The sequence below is a fragment of the Nocardia sp. NPDC059764 genome, from assembly GCF_042732555.1.
In the GTDB taxonomy this organism is placed as follows: Bacteria; Actinomycetota; Actinomycetes; order Mycobacteriales; family Mycobacteriaceae; genus Nocardia.
The window spans coordinates 78,644-99,378 of the sequence record NZ_JBHWHH010000001.1 but is presented as its reverse complement, the minus strand read 5'-3'; the positions used below and the strand labels follow the sequence as shown (position 1 = coordinate 99,378).

The 20,735-nt window shown below is 66.0% G+C and carries 15 protein-coding genes; 9 read left to right on the top strand and 6 right to left on the bottom strand.

Annotation, left to right across the window (positions count from 1 at the left end):
- The first annotated feature begins 192 nt into the window (after positions 1–192).
- The 4 genes from ACFV4K_RS00475 (at position 193) to ACFV4K_RS00460 (ending at position 3,469) form a co-directional block, all read left to right on the top strand.
- Complete coding sequence (locus ACFV4K_RS00475) at positions 193–1,311, top strand: hypothetical protein (RefSeq protein ID WP_379270867.1); 1,119 nt, start codon at positions 193–195, stop codon at positions 1,309–1,311.
- The gene (locus ACFV4K_RS00470) at positions 1,308–1,577 is read left to right on the top strand and encodes a hypothetical protein (RefSeq protein ID WP_379270865.1); all 270 of its coding nucleotides are present in this window, start codon (positions 1,308–1,310) and stop codon (positions 1,575–1,577) included. Before ACFV4K_RS00475 ends, ACFV4K_RS00470 begins: the two co-directional genes overlap by 4 nt.
- An 80-nt stretch (positions 1,578–1,657) precedes the next feature.
- A complete protein-coding gene (locus ACFV4K_RS00465; protein ID WP_379270864.1) occupies positions 1,658–2,290 on the top strand; it encodes a glyoxalase in 633 nt (210 codons plus the stop codon).
- A 105-nt stretch (positions 2,291–2,395) separates the two neighbouring features.
- Positions 2,396–3,469 carry a family 43 glycosylhydrolase gene (locus ACFV4K_RS00460; RefSeq protein WP_379270863.1) on the top strand — a complete coding sequence of 358 codons (1,074 nt, stop codon included), beginning with the start codon at positions 2,396–2,398 and terminating at the stop codon, positions 3,467–3,469.
- Here the strand turns inward: ACFV4K_RS00460 and ACFV4K_RS00455 are convergent.
- Positions 3,466–4,380: a D-alanyl-D-alanine carboxypeptidase family protein gene (locus ACFV4K_RS00455; protein WP_379270861.1), complete on the bottom strand. Its 915-nt coding sequence runs from the start codon at positions 4,378–4,380 to the stop codon at positions 3,466–3,468. The genes ACFV4K_RS00460 and ACFV4K_RS00455 overlap by 4 nt on opposite strands.
- Positions 4,381–4,572: 192 nt before the next feature.
- On the opposite strand from ACFV4K_RS00455, the gene ACFV4K_RS00450 reads away from it, so the two are divergent.
- Positions 4,573–6,276, top strand: a complete 1,704-nt coding sequence (locus ACFV4K_RS00450) for an MFS transporter (RefSeq protein WP_379270859.1) — start codon at positions 4,573–4,575, stop codon at positions 6,274–6,276.
- A gap of 52 nt (positions 6,277–6,328) precedes the next feature.
- Here ACFV4K_RS00450 and ACFV4K_RS00445 read toward each other — a convergent pair whose 3' ends face one another.
- Positions 6,329–7,051 carry an IclR family transcriptional regulator gene (locus ACFV4K_RS00445; RefSeq protein WP_379270858.1) on the bottom strand — a complete coding sequence of 241 codons (723 nt, stop codon included), beginning with the start codon at positions 7,049–7,051 and terminating at the stop codon, positions 6,329–6,331.
- Between the two features lie 3 nt (positions 7,052–7,054).
- On the bottom strand, positions 7,055–8,512 hold the full coding sequence (locus tag ACFV4K_RS00440; protein ID WP_379270856.1) for an APC family permease: 1,458 nt from the start codon (positions 8,510–8,512) through the stop codon (positions 7,055–7,057).
- A gap of 250 nt (positions 8,513–8,762) precedes the next feature.
- On the opposite strand from ACFV4K_RS00440, the gene ACFV4K_RS00435 reads away from it, so the two are divergent.
- The 4 genes from ACFV4K_RS00435 to ACFV4K_RS00420 are packed head-to-tail and all read left to right on the top strand — an operon-like array spanning position 8,763 to position 13,821.
- A complete protein-coding gene (locus ACFV4K_RS00435) occupies positions 8,763–10,172 on the top strand; it encodes an ethanolamine ammonia-lyase subunit EutB (protein WP_379270855.1) in 1,410 nt (469 codons plus the stop codon).
- A complete protein-coding gene (eutC, locus tag ACFV4K_RS00430; protein WP_379270853.1) occupies positions 10,169–11,005 on the top strand; it encodes an ethanolamine ammonia-lyase subunit EutC in 837 nt (278 codons plus the stop codon). The genes ACFV4K_RS00435 and eutC overlap by 4 nt, the downstream gene beginning before the upstream one ends.
- 16 nt (positions 11,006–11,021) lie before the next feature.
- Positions 11,022–12,539 carry an APC family permease gene (locus ACFV4K_RS00425; protein ID WP_379270852.1) on the top strand — a complete coding sequence of 506 codons (1,518 nt, stop codon included), beginning with the start codon at positions 11,022–11,024 and terminating at the stop codon, positions 12,537–12,539.
- A 49-nt stretch (positions 12,540–12,588) separates the two neighbouring features.
- A complete protein-coding gene (locus ACFV4K_RS00420; RefSeq protein ID WP_379270899.1) occupies positions 12,589–13,821 on the top strand; it encodes an HAD family hydrolase in 1,233 nt (410 codons plus the stop codon).
- A 595-nt stretch (positions 13,822–14,416) separates the two neighbouring features.
- On the opposite strand, the gene ACFV4K_RS00415 is transcribed toward ACFV4K_RS00420, so the two are convergent.
- The 3 genes from ACFV4K_RS00415 to ACFV4K_RS00405 all read right to left on the bottom strand — a co-directional run bounded on the left by ACFV4K_RS00415 (position 14,417) and on the right by ACFV4K_RS00405 (position 20,727).
- Positions 14,417–15,634: an IS110 family transposase gene (locus ACFV4K_RS00415; protein WP_379270851.1), complete on the bottom strand. Its 1,218-nt coding sequence runs from the start codon at positions 15,632–15,634 to the stop codon at positions 14,417–14,419.
- Positions 15,635–15,985: 351 nt separating this feature from the next.
- Positions 15,986–18,586: a DEAD/DEAH box helicase gene (locus tag ACFV4K_RS00410; RefSeq protein ID WP_379270849.1), complete on the bottom strand. Its 2,601-nt coding sequence runs from the start codon at positions 18,584–18,586 to the stop codon at positions 15,986–15,988.
- On the bottom strand, positions 18,583–20,727 hold the full coding sequence (locus tag ACFV4K_RS00405; RefSeq protein ID WP_379270847.1) for a site-specific DNA-methyltransferase: 2,145 nt from the start codon (positions 20,725–20,727) through the stop codon (positions 18,583–18,585). Before ACFV4K_RS00405 ends, ACFV4K_RS00410 begins: the two co-directional genes overlap by 4 nt.
- Between the last annotated feature and the right edge of the window lie 8 nt (positions 20,728–20,735).

Genomic DNA, 20,735 nt, shown 5'->3' with positions numbered 1-20,735 from the left:
TGGGGGAGACAATTGTCAGCCCCCTTTTCGGGAAAATGAAAGCGGCCGCCGCGCAGGGCATCTGGCGCGCCCCGCACTTTTTGCTCGGGGATCCGGCACCGTTCGTTCCGGGATCCGGCACTGTACGTTCGGGGGATGGGGAGTCCGGACGACGTGGGGCGTCGATCACACAGGTTTCGCCGTCCATTCGCGGTGGTCGCCGGTCTCGTGGCGGCGGTGACCGTCGCCGGGCTACTGCCGGGCTGGTGGTGCGGGCGCGACGCGGACGCCTGGTTCCGCGGGGATCCCGGGCGGGTACACGGCCTGGCCGAGGAACTATTGGCCTTCGAAGCCGCCGACGACCAGCGGCGCGCCACCGGATCGGGCGGGGAGCTCGCCGACATGTGGGGCCTGCTCGCTCATCAGATGACCGCCCTCGGCCTGGCGCAGATCTCCCTGGACCACCCCGAATGGCGTGCCCGCTACGCCCCCGTCGCCACCCGCGCGGCCGCCAAGACACTGCGCCCCGAGATGCGATCGGTCTTCACGGTGGGCTGGCACGGAGAGGACGGTGTCACGGTCCCCGACAGCCCGCACGGCCACGCCTACCTCTCCTATCCCGCGCTCGCCCTCGGCATGGCCCGCCTGGTCGACCCGGCCTTCCCGCCCGACCTCGCCGCCCAGCAGGACGCGCTGGTCACCGCCTACGAACGGCGGCTGCTCGCGTCTCCGACCGGCTTGATCGACACGTTCCCCGGCGAGGCCTACCCGACCGACGTGGCCGCCGTCGCCGCCGCGATCGCCGTGCACGGCCGCGCCACCGGCGTCGACCACAGCGCGGTCCTCGCGCACTGGGCCCGGCAGTTGCGCGCGGTCCAGATCGATCCGGCCACCGGCCTGGTGTGGCAGCGCATGGGCTCCGACGGCCGCGCGCACGACGCCCCGCGCGCGTCCGGCACGGGACTCGCGGCCTACTTCGCGGGCTTCGCGGACCGCGCGCTCGCCCGGGACCTGGCGACCGGCTTGTTCCGCGAGGAGCGCAGCGTCCTCGGCTTCGGAGCCATCCACGAATACGGCGGCGGCTCCACCGGCCCCGGCGACATCGACAGCGGTCCGGTGGTCCTCGGAATCTCGGTCTCCGCAACCGCTTTCGCGCTCGCCCCGGCCCGCGCCTTCGGGAACCACGACGTGTTCACCCGTGTCTTCCGCACTGCCGACCTGGCGGGCCTGCCGATGCGCAGCGGTGACCGATTGCGGTTCACGAACGCCGGAGCCATCGGCAACGCCCTGCTGCTGGCCTTCCTCACCTCCGGGCCGGAGCTGGCGCGATGAGAATCCCCGCGTGGCTGCTCGAGGTGTGGCGGCTCGTCCGCATCCCGCTGATCCCCGTGGTCGTGTACCTCGTGTTGTGCCCGGTCATGGCGCTGATGTCGGCGCGGCACGGATTCGGTTCACCCGACGGTATGGGTCTCGGCTACCTCGCCCTGGCCGCGATCCTGACGGCGTTGCGCGTGATCGTGCTGGTCGTCGTCCCGGCCTATCTCGTCTACCGCCTCGTGGTCGCCGCGGTCACCCGCCTGCCGGGCGGTGGCCGGTAGGGATCCGTGGGTGTTCTCCGTGGTCGGTTCCGTAGTCACCACGGATGTCGCCGGCCGGTCCGAAATCTAGCGTTACAGCCATGACGAACACCGCTGCCGCCGCCGCTTCCACCGCCCTCGACGTGACCCTCGAGGCCACCGATCCCACCGCTGTCGCCGCCGCCTACGAGGCCGCTTTCGGTCTCGGCGACCAGCTCTCCTTCGCCCCCGTGTCGGCCCCGTCGGAGGGCTTCCGCGGCTTCATCATGTCGCTGGTCGTGGCCCAGCCCGGCAATGCCGACAGCCTCATCGCCGGCGCCCTCCAGCACGGCTTCACCGTGATCAAGCCCGCCAAGAAGAGCTTCTGGGGCTACGGCGGCGTGATCCAGGGCCCCGACGGCACCATCTGGAAGGTCACCACCTCCGAGAAGAAGGACACCGCCCCCGTCACCCGCGACGTCGACAGCGTCGTCCTGCTCCTCGGCGTCGAGGACGTGAAGGCCAGCAAGCAGTTCTACGTCGCCCGCGGCCTCACCGTCTCCAAGAGCTTCGGCGGCAAGTACGCCGAATTCGACCTCCCCGACTCCCCGATCAAGCTCGCCCTCTACCCCCGCAAGGCCGCCGCCAAGGAGGCCGGCGTCCCCGTCACCGGCTCCGGCTCGCACGGCCTCGTCGTCACCGGCCCCCTCGGCGCCTTCGCCGACCCCGACGGCTTCGCCTGGGCCGCCGCCTGACGCCCCGCGAATCGCTGTGCGGTGCTGGGGTTTCGCGGGTGTTGATTGAACTCGGGGGCGGCGGCGTCGAAACTTGACTCTCGACTGTCGCTGGAGGTGAGGCTGGTGGGTTGGCGGAGAGTGCTCGGGCTGGTGAGCATCCTGACCGTGGGACTCGGAACCGCGGTCGCGGGGGTGGGAACGGCCGAGCAGCGCGGATCCGGACCGCATAGCGAGGAATTCGCCAACCCAGTGGTCGCCGCGGGAGCCGACCCGAGCATGGCCTACCACCAAAGCCGGTTCTATCTGGTGCAGGGGGACTTCTACAACGACGACAATGTCGTCATCCGGACTTCGGACACGCTCGGCGGGCTCGGGAAGAGCGAGCCGAAGGTGGTGTGGGAGCACGGGGAGTGTCCGGGGGAGGCGTGCACGAAGATCTGGGCGCCGGAGTTGCAGCACATCGGGGATCGGTGGTGGATCTATTTCGCGGGGCAGGAGGACGACCGCAACGAGACGCATCGGATGTATGCGTTGCGGTCGGTGGGGGATGATCCGGCCGGGCCCTACGAGTACCTCGGGAAGATGAATCTGCCTGGGGGATGGGCGATCGACGGCACCTACATGCAGTATCAGAACGCCGGGTACTACCTGTGGTCGTGTCTGCGCGACCCGGAAGACACACGGGTGCAGGACATTTGCGCGGTCCGGATGTCGGATCCGATGACGCCGGTCGGTGAGCGGGTGAGTATCGCGACGCCGACCGCGGAGTGGGAGACCGTGCCCAACGACGCCGATCTGAAGATCAACGAGGCGCCCGAGGCGCTCATCGGCCCCGACGGCCGACTGTTCGTAACCTTCTCCGCCAACGCCAGTTTCGACGACACCTACCGGATCGGCCTGCTCGAACTGGCGACGGGCGGCGATCCCATGAACCCGGCGGCCTGGACCAAATCCGGTGGCCCCCTCCTGCCGGGCGGCCCGGGAGCTATCGCGCCGGGCCACAACGGATTCCTCACCATCGACGGCCACCCGTGGATCGCCTACCACGCCCGTCTGGAACCCGGCACCGGCTGGGAGGGCCGCAGCGTCCGTGTCCAGCCCATGAACTTCGGCCCCGACGGCCGCCCCCGCTTCGGCATGGCCTTCGGTCCCGACGCCCCGATCGTGATCGAGGGCCGGGACCCGGCCCAGCGTTAGCTACCCGGCATGATGGCCGTGATCGGCCGGTAAGCCCAGTTCAGCATGCGCGAGGCGTCATCCTTGGCGACCGCCCCGCTCCACGCCGAGCTGTGCAGCACCACGCCGATCATCGGAATCCCCGCCCGCACCGTCTCGAACAGCAGGCACGCGCCCGCGGCGTCGGTCGACCCGGTCTTGATCCCGATCGCGCCCGGGTACTCCTTCAGCAGCTGATTCGTGGTCTCCCACACGTGATCCCGATTCCCCGCCGCCGCCGGCACGTGATAACTCCGCGAACCCGCGACCTCCCGGAACACCGGGTGCCCCATGGCCCGCAGCCCGAGTGCGATCAGATCGGCCGGTGTCGAGAACGTCGAGCCGTCCTCGGGCACCGGCAACCCGCTCGGGTCGGCGAAATACGTTGCCCCCAGCCCCATCTGCCGAGCCGTATCGTTCATCCTCCCCAGAAACACATCCTGGCCCGGCCCATAAGCCTCGGCGAGCGTGTACGCCGCGTCGCACCCCGACGGCAACATCAGCGCATACAACAACTGCCGAGTACTGAGCACCTCTCCCGCCCCCAGCCCCGCCGTGCTCCCGTCATTCCGCGAGCAATACGAAATCGCCTCGGCGGGAACGGTGACGGCCCGATCCAAACTATTCGCATTGATCACCACCATCGCCGTCATCACCTTCGCGATACTGGCGATCGGCACCGGCGTATTGGCTTCCCGAGACCACAACAACATCCCGGTGAACCCGTCCGCCAACGCCGCCCCCTGAGCCTGCACCCCCTCCGGCTCCCCATTCAGAAACGGCAACTGAATCTGAGGCGCGGCGGCGGCCGGCGCGGCCGGGACACCATGCCCGACCCCCACGACCAGTGCGCCGGCAAAGACAGCCTGCAACACTCGTGCAAATGTCTGCATGGGCGACATTCTGCATCCTGTCCCCGCCGACCAGCGGGATTTCACCCATCACGCGTGCCGTCCCCGGTGGCGTGGAGTCAACGGGTTATCGCTGACTCCCGATCTGATGATCCGGACTCCATCGAAAGTTTGATCTCGAAACGGGTCGATCTTCTCTGGGACGACGTGGACCGGCCACGCAGAATTCCGATCATGCGGAGCGATACAGGAACTGCGGTCGATCCCGGACTGCCCCCGCCGCGCCGGAGCTCGCGGGATCAGGTACTCACGACGACCGAGGAGTCGAACGAACCCAGGGCGGACCGGCGGGCGTGGATCGGGCTCGGCGTGCTGGCCGCGGGGTTGTCGATGATCGTCGTGGACGGCACCATCGTCGGCGTCGCGCTGCCGGTGATCGTCACCGATCTCGGGCTCGACCTGACCGGTGCGCAATGGGTCAACAGCGCCTACTCGGTGGTCTTCGCGGCCCTGCTGCTCACCGCGGGGCGTCTCGGTGACCGGCTCGGACGTCGCCGCGTATTCGTGGCGGGCGTGCTGGTGTTCCTGGCGGGCAGTGCGCTCGCCGCCGTGGCGTCGACCGCTGCCGGGCTGATCCTCGCGCGGGTGGTTCAGGGTGTCGGCGGTGCCTTCGTGTTGCCGGCCACTCTGTCCAGCGTGAATGCCACCTTCCGTGGCAAAGACCGAATTGTCGCGTTCGCGGTGTGGGGCGCGGTCATCTCCGGTATGGCGGCGGTGGGACCGCTGCTCGGCGGCAGTCTGACGACCTATGTCGGCTGGCGCTGGATATTCCTGGTCAATATTCCGATCGGGATCGCGGTCCTGGTCGGCGCGCTGCTCGCGGTGCGGGAGACGAAGGCCGGGGTCGGCGAACCCGGCTTGGATGTCGACGGTTTGCTGCTCAGTGTCATCGGATTCGGCGGCGCGATCTTCGCGCTCATCGAAGGTCAGCGCCTGGGCTGGTGGCGGCCGCTCGGTGAGTTCGGCGTGTTCGGATTCGAATGGCCCCGGCACGCACCGGTTTCGGTGGTTCCGGTCATCGGGGCGATAGGACTCGGCGCGCTGGCATTGTTCGTCGTCTGGGAACGGCATCGCGCCCGCCGCGGCCGATCCGCGATCCTGGACCTGAGCCTGTTCTCGGTCCCGACCTTCAGTTGGGGCAATCTGACCGCGCTGACCGTGGCGATCGGGGAATTCGGTCTCCTGCTGGTGTTGCCGTTGTTCCTGGTCAACGCGGTCGGGCTGTCGACCATGAGCGCCGGCCTGGTGCTGGCGGCAATGGCCCTGGGCGCCTTCGCATCCGGTGCCTCCGCCCGGCACGTCGCCGGGGTGCTCGGCGCGCCGCGCACGGTGATCGTGGGACTGGCGCTGGAGGCGGTCGGCGTGACGGCGGTCGCGCTGTGCGTTTCGCCGACAGCGTCGACCTGGCTGCTCGCCGGGGTCCTCGCGGTGTACGGCGCCGGACTGGGGCTTGCCTCCGCACAGTTGGCCGGAACGGTGCTGGCCGACATCCCACCGGAGAAGTCGGGCCAGGGCTCGGCGACGCAGAGCACCGTGCGGCAGCTCGGCGCCGCACTGGGCGCCGCGATCCTCGGCGCGGTGCTGTCGGTCGGCCTGGCGCACGACCTCACCGACCGTCTGGACTCGATCCAGCAGCTGCCGGCGCCGGCGGCGGCCGGGCTGGTCACCGCGACCCGAGACTCGGCCGGCGGGGCCATATCCGGATTGCGCGAACAGGGCGACAAGGGTCGGTTCGGGCCGCAAGGCCCCGCCGTCACCGCCGCGTTGTCCGAGGGCTTCGCCGATTCCACGCGCAGATCGCTGTACGTGGCCGCGGGATTCCTCGTGCTCGGACTGGGAAGCGCAACGGCCCTCAACGCTCGTAGCCGCCGCCCCTGAACACAGCGCCCTATCTGGGACTTTCCGTCCTAGACGGCCTGCACAACGGGCGTCAGAACAAGAGCGATTCCAGTTGGGCGGCACACTTGTGCGCGGATTCGCCGAAGGTGGTCATGGCGGCCAGACCGGTAGTGGAACCCGCCAGGCAGAGGGCGGCCTCGGGAATGCCGGCTTCATTGTGGATCGGGTAGGCGAAGCAGGTCAGGCCCGGCAACAGTTCGTCGACCGCCCGAGCGTGACCGGTGGATCGGATGGCGGCGATGTCCGCGGCGAGGGCCGGGTGGGTGACCCGGGTGCCGAGGGTCAGACGCAGCGGCGCCGGAACCAGTGCGGGCCAATCGCTTCGGGTGGACAGCAGCAGTTTTCCCGCGGCGGAGGCGTGTAGGCATCTGGTCAGCTCGCGTTCGGCCGGGACCGGATGGTCCGGGTCCTGATTGATCACCTGAACGGTGCTCGCGCCGAAGCCGATCAAGTGCACCGCGAACCGGGTGGATGCGCGGAATTCGGCGAGGCATCGGCGAGCCTCCCGGGACACGGTCGGCGTGTTCAAAGCGGTCGCCAGCCCGCGCAGCCGCGCACCGAGGCCGAAGCCGCGCAGATCGGCCGTCCGGATCAGATATTCGTCGGCGACCAGAGAATTGAGCAGCCGATACGCTGTCGCGGGCGGGAGTCCGAGGCGTTGCGCGATTTCCTTGGCGGTGATTCCCACACCGCATTCCGCCACGATCTCGATGATCGCGAGCGTATTGGTGACCGAAGTGCCGCGTGTGCTCATGGGCTACCGGAACAATGAGGTCAGCAACAGGTCGTCGCGCTGCGGTTCATCGAATATCCCGACACCACGCAGCCGGTCCGGCGCGAATCGGCGCAGCGCGACAGCGAACGCGATGCCCGCCACCATGACCGCGACGTACACCGCCACCACCGCGACATTGCCCGGCTGCCCCGAGAACGCGGCCGTGACCATCAACAGCCCGATCATCGTCGCGGCGGTGCCACCGAGAATCGTCAGCGCCCGGCTCGGTTCCCCGATGCGCCGCAGCAGTATCGGACCGGCCAGGCAGGCCAGGAGATACGAGCCGAGGTAACCGAAGGCGCTGAGGGTGAGGAACGAACGGATGGCATCCTGCGGCGCCGCGCCCGCCCACAGCACCGCGATCGCGCACCCGGTCACCACGGTCATGGACGCGGCGATGGCCGCGGCCGGGGTGTGGAAACGCGGATGCGCGCGCCCGGCCGCACGGGGTGCGATGCCCTCCCGGCCCATCGTGAACAGCACGCGCACCAGGGCATTGATCGAGGCCACGGTGCAGGCGAAGAACGAGGCGGCGACGCCGAGATCCAGGGCGACCGCGAGCAGCCGCGAATCATGGTGCAGGAGTAGATCGGACAATGGGGTGCCGCTGCCCGCCGCGGGATCCGCCGACAGCGCCACCGCCTCGGCGCCGACGGCGAGCAGGTAGATGACGCCCGCCGCCAGCGGTGTCCACAGCACGGTTCTCGGCACCGAGCGGAACGGGCGGAATGACTCGGCGGACAGCGTGGTCGCGCTCTCGAAGCCGACGAACGCGCTGATCGCCACCACCGCGCTCATGGCGAGGTCCCCGGTGTCGCCGTGCCAGGACATGGCCTGGACCGGATCGATGCCGTGCCACTCGGCGACGAGCAGATAGCCCAGGGCCGTCAGAATCGCCACCACCGAAACGCATTCGATGAGCAAGGTGGCGACCGCCGACGGCCGGATGCCGCGGGTCATCAGCACCATCGCGGCAACCGCCGCGGCGACCGACAGCAGCATCGTCACCGTGACCGGGACATCGATCCCGGCGAGCATCGCGACCCGGCCGAGATAGGTGCCGACCGCCACCAATCCCGCCACACTCACCGCGGCGTACCCGACGATCGCGGACCAGCCGACCGGGATCGCGCAGGTCGGCCCCAAACTCTTGGCCGCGTAGGTGTACAGCCCGCCGGTGACCGCCATCCGCTGTGCCATCGGCCGCACGACCAGGGCCACACACCAGGTCAGCACCGCCGCGCCGAGAAAGGCCAGCACGCTCGGTCCACCGCCGAACGCGGCGATCACGAACGGCGGCGTGACCGCGGCCGTTCCGGCGGGCGCGATGGCCGCCACCGATTGCGCGAACACGGGCGCGAAGGCGAGCCGCCGCCGCCGGAGTCCGCTGATCGACGACCGTTCGACCACCAGCGGTGGCGTCGGCGTGGGTACGGTCAAACGGAAACAGCCTTTCTCCTGCGGCCGCGGACGGGGTCTCGTCCGCGAAAGAGCCTCAGAGTAGCCAGGTGGTTGTAGCGAGGCTGTTACGTTCAGTTACTTCCTTATTTCCGCGCGTGAGAAAATTCTCCGCCGGAATTCTCATTGCCGGTTATCCGGGAACGGCGCTGCCGTAACAGAACCCGATTAGCGTCTGCCGCCATTGGAATTCAGCGGCTTCCGAGCCGGGCGTGAGAGGACGTTTCCCGCAATGACTTACCGTCAGCAGATCGGTGGACGGACATACGTTTTCGGGAGCCTGATCGACGTGCTGGCGAAGGCCGGCCCGGCCCGGTCCGGAGACGAATTGGCCGGGTGCACGGCGGAATCGGATGCCGAGCGCGCCGCCGCGAAATGGGTGCTCGCCGATATTCCGCTGGCAGTGTTCCTGAACGAACCGGTGGTGCCCTATGAAACCGACGACGTCACCCGGCTCATCATCGACACCCACGATCGAGCCGCCTTCGCTCCCATCGCCCGGATGACCGTCGGCGAGTTCCGGGACTGGCTGCTCACCGAAGTGGCTTCGGGGACAGCCGAGTTCACGATCCCGGCCCTCGCGCGCGGCCTCACTCCGGAAATGGCGGCGGCGGTGTCGAAGCTCATGCGCAACCAGGACCTGATCACGGTCGCCCGGGTGCTGTCGCCGCAGGCGGCATTCCGCACCACCATCGGCGCGACGGGCCGGTTGGCGACCCGGCTGCAGCCGAACCATCCCACCGACGATCCGCGCGGTATCGCGGCGGGCATACTCGACGGCCTGCTGCTCGGTTGCGGCGACGCGGTGGTCGGCATCAACCCCGCCTCCGACGATCCGGTCGCGATCGCCCGGCTGCTGCACCTGCTCGACGACGTCCGGCTGCGCTTCGATATTCCGATGCAGTCCTGTGTGCTCACCCACGCGACGACGACGCTGGAGCTGATCGAGCAAAGGGTGCCGGTCGATCTGGTGTTCCAGTCCATCGCCGGTACCCAGGCGGCCAACACCGGCTTCGGGATCACCCTGGACCTGCTGGCGGAAACCGCGGCGGCGGCAGGCGAATTGGGGCGCGGAACGGTCGGGCGCAACGTCATGTACTTCGAGACCGGCCAGGGCTCGGCGTTGTCGGCGGACGCGCACCGGGGCGTGGGCGGGCAGGCGGTCGATCAGCAGACCCTGGAGGCCCGGGCATACGGCGTGGCCCGGGCTTTCGATCCGCTGCTGGTCAACACCGTCGTCGGATTCATCGGCCCGGAATACCTGTACAACGGCAATCAGATCACCCGTGCGGGACTGGAGGACAACTTCTGCGGCAAACTGCTCGGCCTGCCGATGGGGGTCGACGTCTGCTACACCAACCACGCCGAGGCCGACGGCGACGACATGGACCTGCTCGCGACCGCGCTGGCGGTGGCCGGGACCGCGTTCATGATCACCGTCCCGGGCTCCGACGACACCATGCTCGGGTATCAGAGCCTGTCCTTCCATGACGCGCTGTACCTGCGCCGCGTCTGCGGGCTGCGGCCCGCACCCGAATTCGAGGCGTGGCTGCAACGGATGGACATGGCCGACGACCGTGGTCGCGTGCTGCCCGCCGGACCGGCCGGATCTCCCTTGCGCGCGCTGGCGGCGAACCGATGACCCACCGGCCCATCGACGCGACGCGATCCGCGCAACCCGGCACCCAGGACGACGAGACCGTCGACGGTCTCGATCCCTGGGATCGGATGCGGACGCACACCCTCGCCCGGATCGGGCTGCGCCGGGCCGGCGATACCCTCGCCACGCCGGAAGTGCTGGCGCTCGGCGCATCCCACGCGCTCGCCCGGGACGCGGTGCGGACGCCACTGGAGGTGGCTGCCGTGCACACCGCCCTCAGCGAGCTGGAACTGGGCGCCCCCGTTCACGTGACCAGTGCCGCGGGCGACCGCGACGAGTACCTGCGCCGCCCCGATCTGGGGCGGATTCCGTCCGGACCGCTCGAATTCTCCTCCTCCGGAGCCGATCTGGCGCTGGTGGTGTGTGACGGGCTGTCGGCCACCGCGGTCGCCGCGCATGCCGCGGGGCTGTGTGCCGCGCTGGCCGAGGCGTTCGCACCGGACTATTCCCTGGCGCCGCCGGTGATCGCCACCCAGGCTCGGGTGGCGCTCGGCGACCACATCGGCCGAAACCTCGGTGCGCGAGCGGTATTGGTGGTGATCGGCGAGCGGCCCGGGCTGTCGGTCACCGACAGCTTGGGCATCTATCTGACCTTCGCGCCGCGGCCCGGCCGCGCCGACTCCGAGCGCAACTGCATCTCCAATATCCGGCCGCCGCACGGCCTGAGCTACACCGATGCCGCCGCTGTGGCCCGCGACCTGGTCGACCAGATGTTCCGCGCCGGCCGCTCCGGCGTCTCGATCAAACCCCGAGCCTCTTCCATCCCGCTCCCGAGTCGGCCGCTCGGCATTCCGTCCGACAGTGAAATTGTTTAGCAGAGAGAGTATTTCGATGACGCAGCAGATAACCCGTGCGACCGTGGACGGCGCGCCGCCCACGTCGGATACGGTCGTCCACCGGCTCAAGCCCAATGCCATCGGACTGCTCGGCGTGGTGTTCATGGCCATCGCCACCGCCGCGCCGATCACCGCCATGACCGGCAACGTGCCGTTCATGATCTCCGCCGGCACCGGCAAGGGGACACCCGCGGCCTTCCTGATCGCCATGGTCGTGCTGGCCGTGTTCTCGGTGGGCTTCACCACGATGAGCAAGCACATCACCGCCACCGGCGCGTTCTACGGCTTCATCTCCTACGGCCTCGGCCGCACCATCGGCCTGGCCTCGGGCTTGCTGGCGGCCTTCGCCTACATGGTGTTCGAGCCGTCGCTGATCGGGATCTTCGCCAGCTTCGGCACCAATACCGTGCTCGCGCAATTCGATACGCACATTCCCTGGTGGGTGTTCGCGATCGCGATGCTGGCGATCAACGCGGTCGGCACCTGGTTCGGCGTCGCGGTTGCCGAAAAGCTGCTGGTGATCCTGCTTTTCACCGAGATCATCGTGCTCGCGGTGATGGCGGTCTCGGTCGCGATCCACGGTGGCGGGCCGCACGGCTTCTCGCTGGCGCCGCTCAACCCGGTCAACGCGTTCACGGGGCCCTCGGCGGGGCTGGGTCTGTTCTTCGCGTTCTGGTCCTGGGTCGGGTTCGAATCGACCGCCATGTACGGCGAGGAGTCCAAGAACCCCAAGAAGATCATCCCCAAGGCCACCATGATCGCCGTCCTCGGCGTCGGCGTGTTCTATGTGCTGGTCTCGTGGATGGCCATGTCCGGCAACGGTATCGACGAATCGGTGGCGCTGGCCGGCTCGGACAACCCGATGGCTGTTTTCTTCAACCCGACCACCACCTACGTAGGCCACTGGGCGGTCACCGCCATGCAATGGCTGATGATGACCGGTTCGCTGGCCTGCGGCATGGCCTTCCACAACTGCGCCGCCCGCTACCTGTACGCGCTCGGCCGCGAAGGCGTCCTGCCCGCGCTGCAGCGCACACTCGGCCGCACCCACCCGCGGCACGGATCGCCGCACATCGCCGGCCTGGTGCAGACGATCATCGCCGGACTGCTGATCGCCGGTTTCGGCATCGCGGGCAAGGACCCCTACACCGGCACCTACACGCTGCTGGCGATCCTCGGCACGATGGCGATCCTGGTCGTGCAATCGCTGTGCTCCTTCGCAGTCCTGGCGTACTTCCGCAACAACCACCCCGAGACCAGGAACTGGTTCAAAACCCTCGTCGCGCCGCTGACCGGTGGGCTGGCGATGCTGGGCGTGGTGGCACTGCTGGTGGTCAACATGAGCACCGCGGCCGGTGCGGAATCCGGATCCCTGGTGTTGCGGGCCACGCCGTGGCTGGTCGGACTGGTCGGCGCCGCCGGCATCGGCTACGCCCTCTATCTCAAGCTGCGCGATCCCGCCCGCTACGCCCTGCTCGGCCGGACCGTGCTCGAAGAATCCCACGAACGCTGAAGAAGCCCAGCCGATTACGGAAAGCGCATCTATGAAGACACGATCACTGGTGGCCGCACTCGGGGCAGTCGGCGCACTGCTGTCGCTGACCGCCTGCGGCTCCGGCTCCGACGTCGCTGTCGCGTCCCCGTGCCGAACCTTGGACGCCTCCCAGGCGTGGTACGGCACCAACAAGGACACCCTGTCGACCTTCATCGCCGCCACCGGAACCTGTGGCAAGAACACCGACGCGAAGCCCCTGGCCTTGTTCGACTGGGACAACACCCTGGTCAAGAACGACGCCGGCGAGGCCACCTTCTATTGGCTGCTCGCCCACGACAAGATCCTGCAACCCGTCGACTGGTCGGCCACCAGCCCGTACCTGACCCCGGCCGCGAGCGCCGCCCTGCACTCCGCCTGCGGCACCGCCGCACCGGGAACCCTCCTGCCCACCTCCACCAACACCGCCTGCGCCGACGAGATCCTCGCCATCGGCGACAACGGCAAAACCAAGTCCGGAGCCTCCGCCTTCGACGGCTATGACCACCGCCGACTCGAACCCGCCTATGCCTGGCAGGTCCAGCTACTCGCCGGACACACTCCCGCCGAACTGACCGACTACGCCGGCCAGGCCCGCACCCAGAACCTCACCGCCCCGGAAGGCACCGAACAAGTGATCGGCACCACCAAGGTCGACGGCTGGGTCCGCTACTACCCGCAGCAACAGGACCTGGTCGCAACATTGCAGGCCAATGGATTCGACGTCCGCATCGTCACCGCCTCGGCCGAGCCGGTGATCAAGGTCTGGTCACCCGAACTCGGTGTCCCCGCCGACAACGTGATCGGCATCGTCCCCCTGACCGACCACGGCACCTACACCGGCCATCTCGCATCCTGCGGCGGCCTCGCCCCCGACCAGGTCATCACCTACATGGAGGGCAAACGCTGCGCAATCAACGAACGCCTCTTCGGCATCACCGGCCCGGCCGCCTTCGACCAACAGCCACCCGACAAACGCCCAGCCCTGGCAGCGGGCGACTCCGACACCGACATAGTCTTCGTCGCCGACGCCACCGCCCTCCACCTGGTCATAAACCGCAACAAGACCGAACTCATGTGCCACGCCTACGCCAACCCCGACGGCAAATGGCTGATCAACCCGATGTTCATCAACCCCAAGAAGCACAAAGACCAGCCCTACCCTTGCGCCACAACAGGTTTCACCACCGCCTCCGGCGACCACCAACCCCTCACCCAAGCCAACGGAACCGTCATCCCCGACCAACAGGACAGCGTCTACTGACTCGCAGCACAACGGCCGGTGCCCTCGAAAGGCACCGGCCGTTCGTCCTCGCCATGCGAGTCACTGGGGTGTTTGAGCCCCGCCCAGCTCGGGTATTGGTGGTACTGCCAGCGTTGTCGCTGGTCAGTCACCCTTGTGCGCCCCCGGCAGGAATCGAACCTGCGACCTAGGGATTAGAAGTTCCTGCCCTCGAAACACTGTCCTGACCTGCGTAGATGCAGGTCCTGGGGGAGTGAAACCGTGAAATCCCTAGTTGAATCGACCCATCTTGTCTGATCTTGAAGATCAGGCGTCCAGTCGGGTTGCCATTCCCAACCGTGACAATGAGACTGCGTCGATTTGACGCACCGATACAGCGGTTTGGCTGACCCTTCGGAACAATAGTCGCGAAGCAGCGGTACTGCTGGACCAACCGATCGATTTCCGCATCTCAGGAAGGACTGGTCGAGACAATACGGGATTCCCCAGCGATCAGCTCATCGGCCCGGCACAGCTTCCGCGCGATCTCTTCCGCGGGATGCCGCTTGCGTCCTGCCATGTCACTCAGTGTCCCTACCAGCCCTGATCAGGGCTGACAGGAGTCTCAATGAGGATGTCAAGCCGAAGCGGTCGCGGGGACGGCCCCCGGAGGCTGCTCGGTGAAGGGCCGTCCGTCACGCAAGAGCGCCCACAGCACATCGACCAAACGCCGAGACAGCGCCAGCAAAGCCTGTGTATGAACCTGTCGCTCATCCCTCTTGCGCTGGTAGAAGGTTCGTGACGGTCCGTCGCGCCGGATCGCCGACAGAGCGGCCATATAGAACACCCGCCGCAGCCGCCGATTGAACCGCTTGGGCCGATGCAGGTTTCCGGTGACACGGCCCGAATCACGCGGCACCGGAACCAGACCGGCGTAGGACGCCAGACGACCCGACGTCGAGAACGCTGTCAGGTCACCGCCGGTAGCCACCAGGAATTCGGTGCCCAGATGCGGGCCCATGCCCGGCATCGACTCGATGATCGAGGCATGTGGATGCTGCCGGAACACGACGGCGATCTGCTTGTCGAGGTCCTTGATCTCTCGATCGAGATCGAGAAGCTTGGCCGCGGACCGCTTGATCAAAGCCGCCGTTGCGGCCTCAGCGGGAACAGCAACATCCTGCGCGCCGGCTGCGGACACCGCAGCTGCAGCGATCTTGTCGACGCCCTTCGCCCATGCCCCGTTCTCGGCGAGAAACGTTGCGATGCCATCGATTCCAGCCGCACGAATCTCCGCTGCGGTGCACAGTCCCGACACCAGAATCAGCGGTGACCGCGACGAGTAATCGAAGGCTGCCTCCAGGGTCGGGAAGATCGATGCGAGCATCGCCCGCAGCCGGTTCACCCCGGCCACCCAGTCGTCCATCAGATCGGCACGATAGGCCGACAGACCGGTCAGCTCGGCGATCAATTCGTCCGGCGCGGTAACTGGTTGCAGATCGGTCTTCATGCGGGCGGTGTCGGCGATCACCCGGGCATCCTTGGCGTCGGTCTTGCCTTCACCACGGAACACCCCGGTCATGGTCGCCACCGTCCGACCAGGCACATACACCACCTGCTCACCGGCAGCCAGCAGCACCGTGATCAGCACCGCCGCCAGCGGGCTGATCAGGTCGATGGCCCACACCCGTTCGGCACCGGTGGCCCGGGCCCGGTCGATGATCGACTCGATTGCCCGCTGGTCGTTGTTCATCCTGCTCGACCAGCACACTTTGCCCTGTTCGTCGACTACACACGAATGATGGGCGGCCTTGCCGACATCGATACCGATCCAAATCCGAGGGCGCACAGCCACTCTCGTACTCCGTCCACACGAACCTCGCCCGCGGACAACCCCGCCATCAGGTCCCTAACCAGCGACGAACCGCTTCAGATCTCAATCAGTGGCCGGAGCGTCCAGACGGTGGGGCAGCCACTCCTGTCGAGCCACGACTGAGGCAGACTCTAATCAGCTACACCCCACCGACCTGGGCATCCGGGCAACAACCCCGGATCTCTCCGATCTTAGGGACTCTAATACCAAGTGGGCTCATTCATTGGGGACAGGCGACTGCGACCTACCATGAATTGCACGGTTGTGCACGGAGAGTCTCCTGCAACGCCCATATCACAGGCGGGTCTGCGATATGGGGGCGCGGGTGGTGTGTCAGCCTTCGGCGTAGTAGTTGACGGCAAACTGGGAGTTGTAGAACCAGTCGACCGAATGGCCACCGGTCATGATGCTGGCTCGAACGTCCTGGTCCCTCAGGTTCAGCATCTTCATTACGTCGCCGACCTTGCTCAGGGCCTCTATCCGGTGGAATGCGTTTCCATGCTCCTCCGCGAATGTGGCAAGCGCCTGAAGCTTGACCAGTGAGTCGTCCAAATGGTGGCCGTGTGGGTCGACGATCGACGCCTGTGTTTCACCGTCGACATCGTGAAAAAAGATGAAGTCAGGATGCATCGAACGCCAGTTGCCAGTCGTCTCATCGCGATAAGCGATTCCGAGCGAGTCGGCCGCCTGACGTGGCGGGTTCCGGTACCACGCGAGCGCACCGACACGGGCGATCTCGTGCTTGACGATCTCGCCTTCCCAGTCGTTCAACTTGGTGATGGGCGCTTCGCCGTTCTCGTCCGACATCAGGTGCAACATCACGAGCTCGGCGCGGCTCAGCTGGCCGTTGTTGTCCTCCTCGATATAGTCCTCGATGCGGGTGCGCGGTCGACCGAGCCGATCGATCTGGGGAGTGGCAGCGAGCGCGTTGATGTCGCGGTACTCCTGTTGGCGATCATCAGGCAAGTCCTGGATCGCGTCCGCATGCTCCTCAAACAGCTCTTGTGCCATTTGGTCGGACGCCTTGTCGACTGCTTCACGTACCTCGGGTACACATGCGAGCGCTGCGGACCGCACAAACGCGTCGCGCAACGCGTCGTCGCTGTCGTCGTCGATCGTCAGGTGATCGACGTAGGCCGCTGCGATATCGGAGCCGAACGCCTTGCGTGCGTCCTCGAAAGCAGCACGAATGGCTCGCTCGTCAGCCTGCTCGACGATGTCGGCGTATTCGACGGTCTTTCCACCAAACTTCGCCGAGATCTCCTGCAGGCGGACCGCCAGCACCTCGGCGGTAGCCGCTTTCACACGTGTCTTGTATAGCTCAGTGGACTCGTCGAGCACCCGGTGAATTCGCTGGGCAGCGTCAGCCAGTGCTTTCTGCTGCACGCCGTCGGTCGACAGTGCGAGTGCGAGCGACGCGAGGCGTTTGACGGGCGACGTGCCACGTTGGGGGATCGTCATTGACGGTAGGTTGTCCCACACATCCCAGACGATGCTCGGAATCTCCTTGTTCGGCGTCATGACGCACTCTTCGAGGATCACCTTCCGGCGTGTCGGATCAGGCACGCCGTCGATCTGGGCAGTCAGCAGCTTCACGATGTCACCGGCTGTCTTGCGGTCAAAGAATGGCAGCAGGCAGTCGACCGAGTTGAGCTCATCGTCGCCCGGGACTCGCCGCGCCAGCGGCGTGCGGACCATCCGGCCGAGTAGCTGCTGGATATGGTCGTGATCCTTTGCGGGCCGGAACGACACCAGTACCTCGGCGCGCGGGCAGTCCCATCCGGTGGAGATCGCATCCTTGGCGATAAGAACCCGAACGCCGGTGCGATGTTCGACCACTTGCGGCTCGACCCAGTCGACCTGGTGAGCTCCGAACGTCTGCATCGAGTGCTGGCCAAGCACATGCCGGACGGAGTCAGACCCCAGCTCGGGCATAACGTCGAAGATGACGTCAAGTGCCTCGCCAAGCTTGTCGTGGTCTGGCGTGTTGGGTGCCTGCAGCACCAGAAGCGGCTTGACAACGTCCGGCAACCCCTGCGACTCGCAGTATGCCTGCCACCGCTCGGACGAGTGCTTCAGCTTCTTTGCGGCTCGACGCACCAGAACCATGTCGATTGCCTGCGCTTCGGCCGGGATGTCGACTTTGACGACATCCTTGACGAGCCCTGACTCCTGCACCTGGAAACCGTCGACCTGGACTGGGGGGAGATAGCGGCGGTCGCCGGAAACGTGCGCGTCGTCCATTGCCTCTTTGAAGTCGCCAATGGTGGCCGAAATGCCCCACACGATCGGTACAGGCGGGTTGCCGGCGTGGCCGTTGATGAGCCGCTGGACGATCGTCGACTTGTCCCGGGTCGCCTTGGTGCCGAACCCGCGGTGCGCCTCATCCACGATCAGGTAGAGCGTACGATCCGAGTCGTCGATCGTGTTGGCGATTGTCTGCCAGATCGTATATCCCTGCAGGTCTGGTTGGACGGAAGGATGCATTCCCTCAAGCACCTCGTCCTCGGCAACAAGTTCGTGACCACGCGTGAGAAGCGACGACTTCGAGAGCTTCTGCGTGTTGAGGAAGTAAACCTTGCCCGACTCAAGCATCGGTTTCGAGAACGGCGGTTCGATGGTGACGAGGTCTGTCGAAACAATCTTGTCGGACGCCTCCATGATTCGGAACCGCGTCTGCTCGTTCAGGTTTGGGTCGTCGGAGAACCAGATGACGACGGCGCCGTCGTCCGCCTCGAAGTCGAAGTCGTCGTTGCCATAGAACAGTGACTCGATGACCGCGGAGGCGATGACGGTCTTGCCAGCGCCAGTGGTCGCGGAAAGCGAGACTGACGTCGGCGTTGTCTCACGCTCGTTGATTGTCTTTGCACGGTCGAGCTTCGCAAGCATGTCTTCGAGCGCAGCGCGCTGGTACGGCTTCAGGGTGAACTTCATCGTGTGGCCCTCCCAGCCTCGATCTCAAAGTTGCGCAGGTAGGACGCGTACAGGCGGACCGGTTCGACATGCTCAGGCAGCTGCCGCACCATCGCCTCGAACAAGCGATCTTCGTCGGTCACAATAAACGCAAGTGTGAGACCGTCCTGGGCCTCAACCGCTTTGATGAACGGTTCACTCAGATCGAGGTTTGCGATCACCCCGTACGCATCAGCAACGTCCCAACCGGTCGAAATGTCGTCGATGCGCCGCCCGCGCGATCCAGCGCGCAGCCACAAAAAGGGGGCTATCCTCGCGAATTCGCGATTACTGGATACGCGCATCGCGGACTCATAGGTGAGAGTGAAGAACTCCACATTCTCCCCGAACCCATCCGCCATCGGGAACTCATCTGTGAACCTGTAGTCGCCCTTGATGGGATTGCCGTCCGGCGTGCTCCCCGTGATAGCAGCATTAATGCGAGGCTTGGTCACGTAATCGCAGATGCCCCACTGCTCCCACTCGGGATCTCCAGGACGAAGCCCTTCTTGCCGTAGCTTCTTTTGCTCGTCGGCGGAAACTTCGTTATTCGTGACCGAGATCGACCTGCGCCGCCCTCCGTCCTGCTTGTTGAGGCGCATAACCGCGTGGGCAGTTGTACCGGAACCAGCGAAGAAATCCACAATCACGGCTTCAGGCTTATCGGCAACGACGAAGCGCAGCGCATCTTCGACCGCATAAAGTGCCTTCGGGAACGGAAATCCGCGGCCAGGGAGTAAAGCCGAAATCATGTGTGATCCATGGTCGCGGGCAAAATGTCCCGTCTTGCTCCAAACTGTCCTTGGCACGACTCGCTTTGCGGTATCGCCAAGCGCAAGTTCAAGAGCTCCCTCTGACGTCTTACCTGTGACAATGAACGTGCCATTCTCGATATTGTCGAGGGTGCCGGGCTGAAGGTAAGTCACCGGACGTTGGCCGGTTGCAGGGTCGCGGCGTCCGAGGCGGACAGTACCCTCTGAAAAGCGACGACGCATCTGATCCGCTGAGAACCGCCAGCGATTTTCACGACCGTCACTGGCCAGTGGCCATATTGCCGTTTCACCGGGGGCCAACACGAAATCGGCTCGAGCCATGCCATGTGGAAGGGGGTCGCCAACCCGAACAAACGCACCAGTGGATGCGTCGATGACGACTGGATAGAAGCTCGCCTTACCGGCCTTCTTGTCTTCCCTAGCTGAGCCGCTGCCTCGCCTAATCGCGGTAAACCATACGGTTGGCATAGTAGACGAAGTCTCGTCGTCACCCAGCATGGTCGACGTCCATGGCAGAACGCCTCCGCTGCCGATGAATACATAGAAGACGTATTCGTCGACTCTGGAAAACCGACCCGCTCGGGGAGTGCCGGCACGATTAATGATGACACTCACCATTTGGATATCCGCCTCAGGGAACACCTGCTCTAGCAGTAACCCCAGCCGCAGGTACTCCTTCTCATCGATCGAGACGATGAGGACCGAGTCATCTGGATTCAGCAGCTCCTTCGCAAGGAGCAGGCGGCGCTCCATGAACGCAAGCCACTTCGAATGACGGTAGTGGTCGTCTGACTCAACGTAGTCGTTGTTGTATTTCCAGTCCCTAGCGCCGGTATTGTAGGGGGGATCGATGTAGATGGCGTCGACCTCGCCTCGGTGAGTGAACAGGAGCGCTTGGAGCGCGTGGTAGTTCTCGGAGTTGATAACCGTGTGAAACGGCTTGTCGCCCCCGCGCTCGACCCTGCCTGTGGAAACAAGGCCCGGATAAATGGGATCGCGGAACTCGGCGACTACGACGAGATCGTTGAGCGGCACGGAGCGCACCTTGTCGGAGTTGTCCACCACCACGACGTCAGCCCACCGCTCGCCGCCTTCGGTGAAAGTTTTGGTGACCCGGTAGAGACGCTCATTCTCCTTCTTCGGCTTTTCGCCGTGGTCCGGCAGGATACGCACCTTGTCGTTCTTGCGTACGGGTCGCCCCGGTAGCTCGACCGCCTCAGGGACGTGCCGCTCGAAGTTCAGTCCGAACGCGCGGCGGTCTGCGAGAGCGTCGGTTTCGCGCCGCAGGTCCTTTGCCAACTGGGGGTCGGTGTTGGCGACTTGCCGGAGGAGGTCGTTGAGACGTGACACGTAGCGAT

What these genes read in the sequence shown, in the direction of transcription:
- ACFV4K_RS00470 (WP_379270865.1), top strand. Translation starts at nt 1,308, where the DNA reads ATGAGAATCCCCGCGTGGCTGCTCGAGGTGTGGCGGCTCGTCCGCATC.
- ACFV4K_RS00465 (WP_379270864.1), top strand. Translation starts at nt 1,658, where the DNA reads ATGACGAACACCGCTGCCGCCGCCGCTTCCACCGCCCTCGACGTGACC.
- ACFV4K_RS00455 (WP_379270861.1), bottom strand. Translation starts at nt 4,380, where the DNA reads ATGCAGACATTTGCACGAGTGTTGCAGGCTGTCTTTGCCGGCGCACTG.
- ACFV4K_RS00450 (WP_379270859.1), top strand. Translation starts at nt 4,573, where the DNA reads ATGCGGAGCGATACAGGAACTGCGGTCGATCCCGGACTGCCCCCGCCG.
- ACFV4K_RS00445 (WP_379270858.1), bottom strand. Translation starts at nt 7,051, where the DNA reads ATGAGCACACGCGGCACTTCGGTCACCAATACGCTCGCGATCATCGAG.
- ACFV4K_RS00435 (WP_379270855.1), top strand. Translation starts at nt 8,763, where the DNA reads ATGACTTACCGTCAGCAGATCGGTGGACGGACATACGTTTTCGGGAGC.
- eutC (WP_379270853.1), top strand. Translation starts at nt 10,169, where the DNA reads ATGACCCACCGGCCCATCGACGCGACGCGATCCGCGCAACCCGGCACC.
- ACFV4K_RS00425 (WP_379270852.1), top strand. Translation starts at nt 11,022, where the DNA reads ATGACGCAGCAGATAACCCGTGCGACCGTGGACGGCGCGCCGCCCACG.
- ACFV4K_RS00410 (WP_379270849.1), bottom strand. Translation starts at nt 18,586, where the DNA reads ATGAAGTTCACCCTGAAGCCGTACCAGCGCGCTGCGCTCGAAGACATG.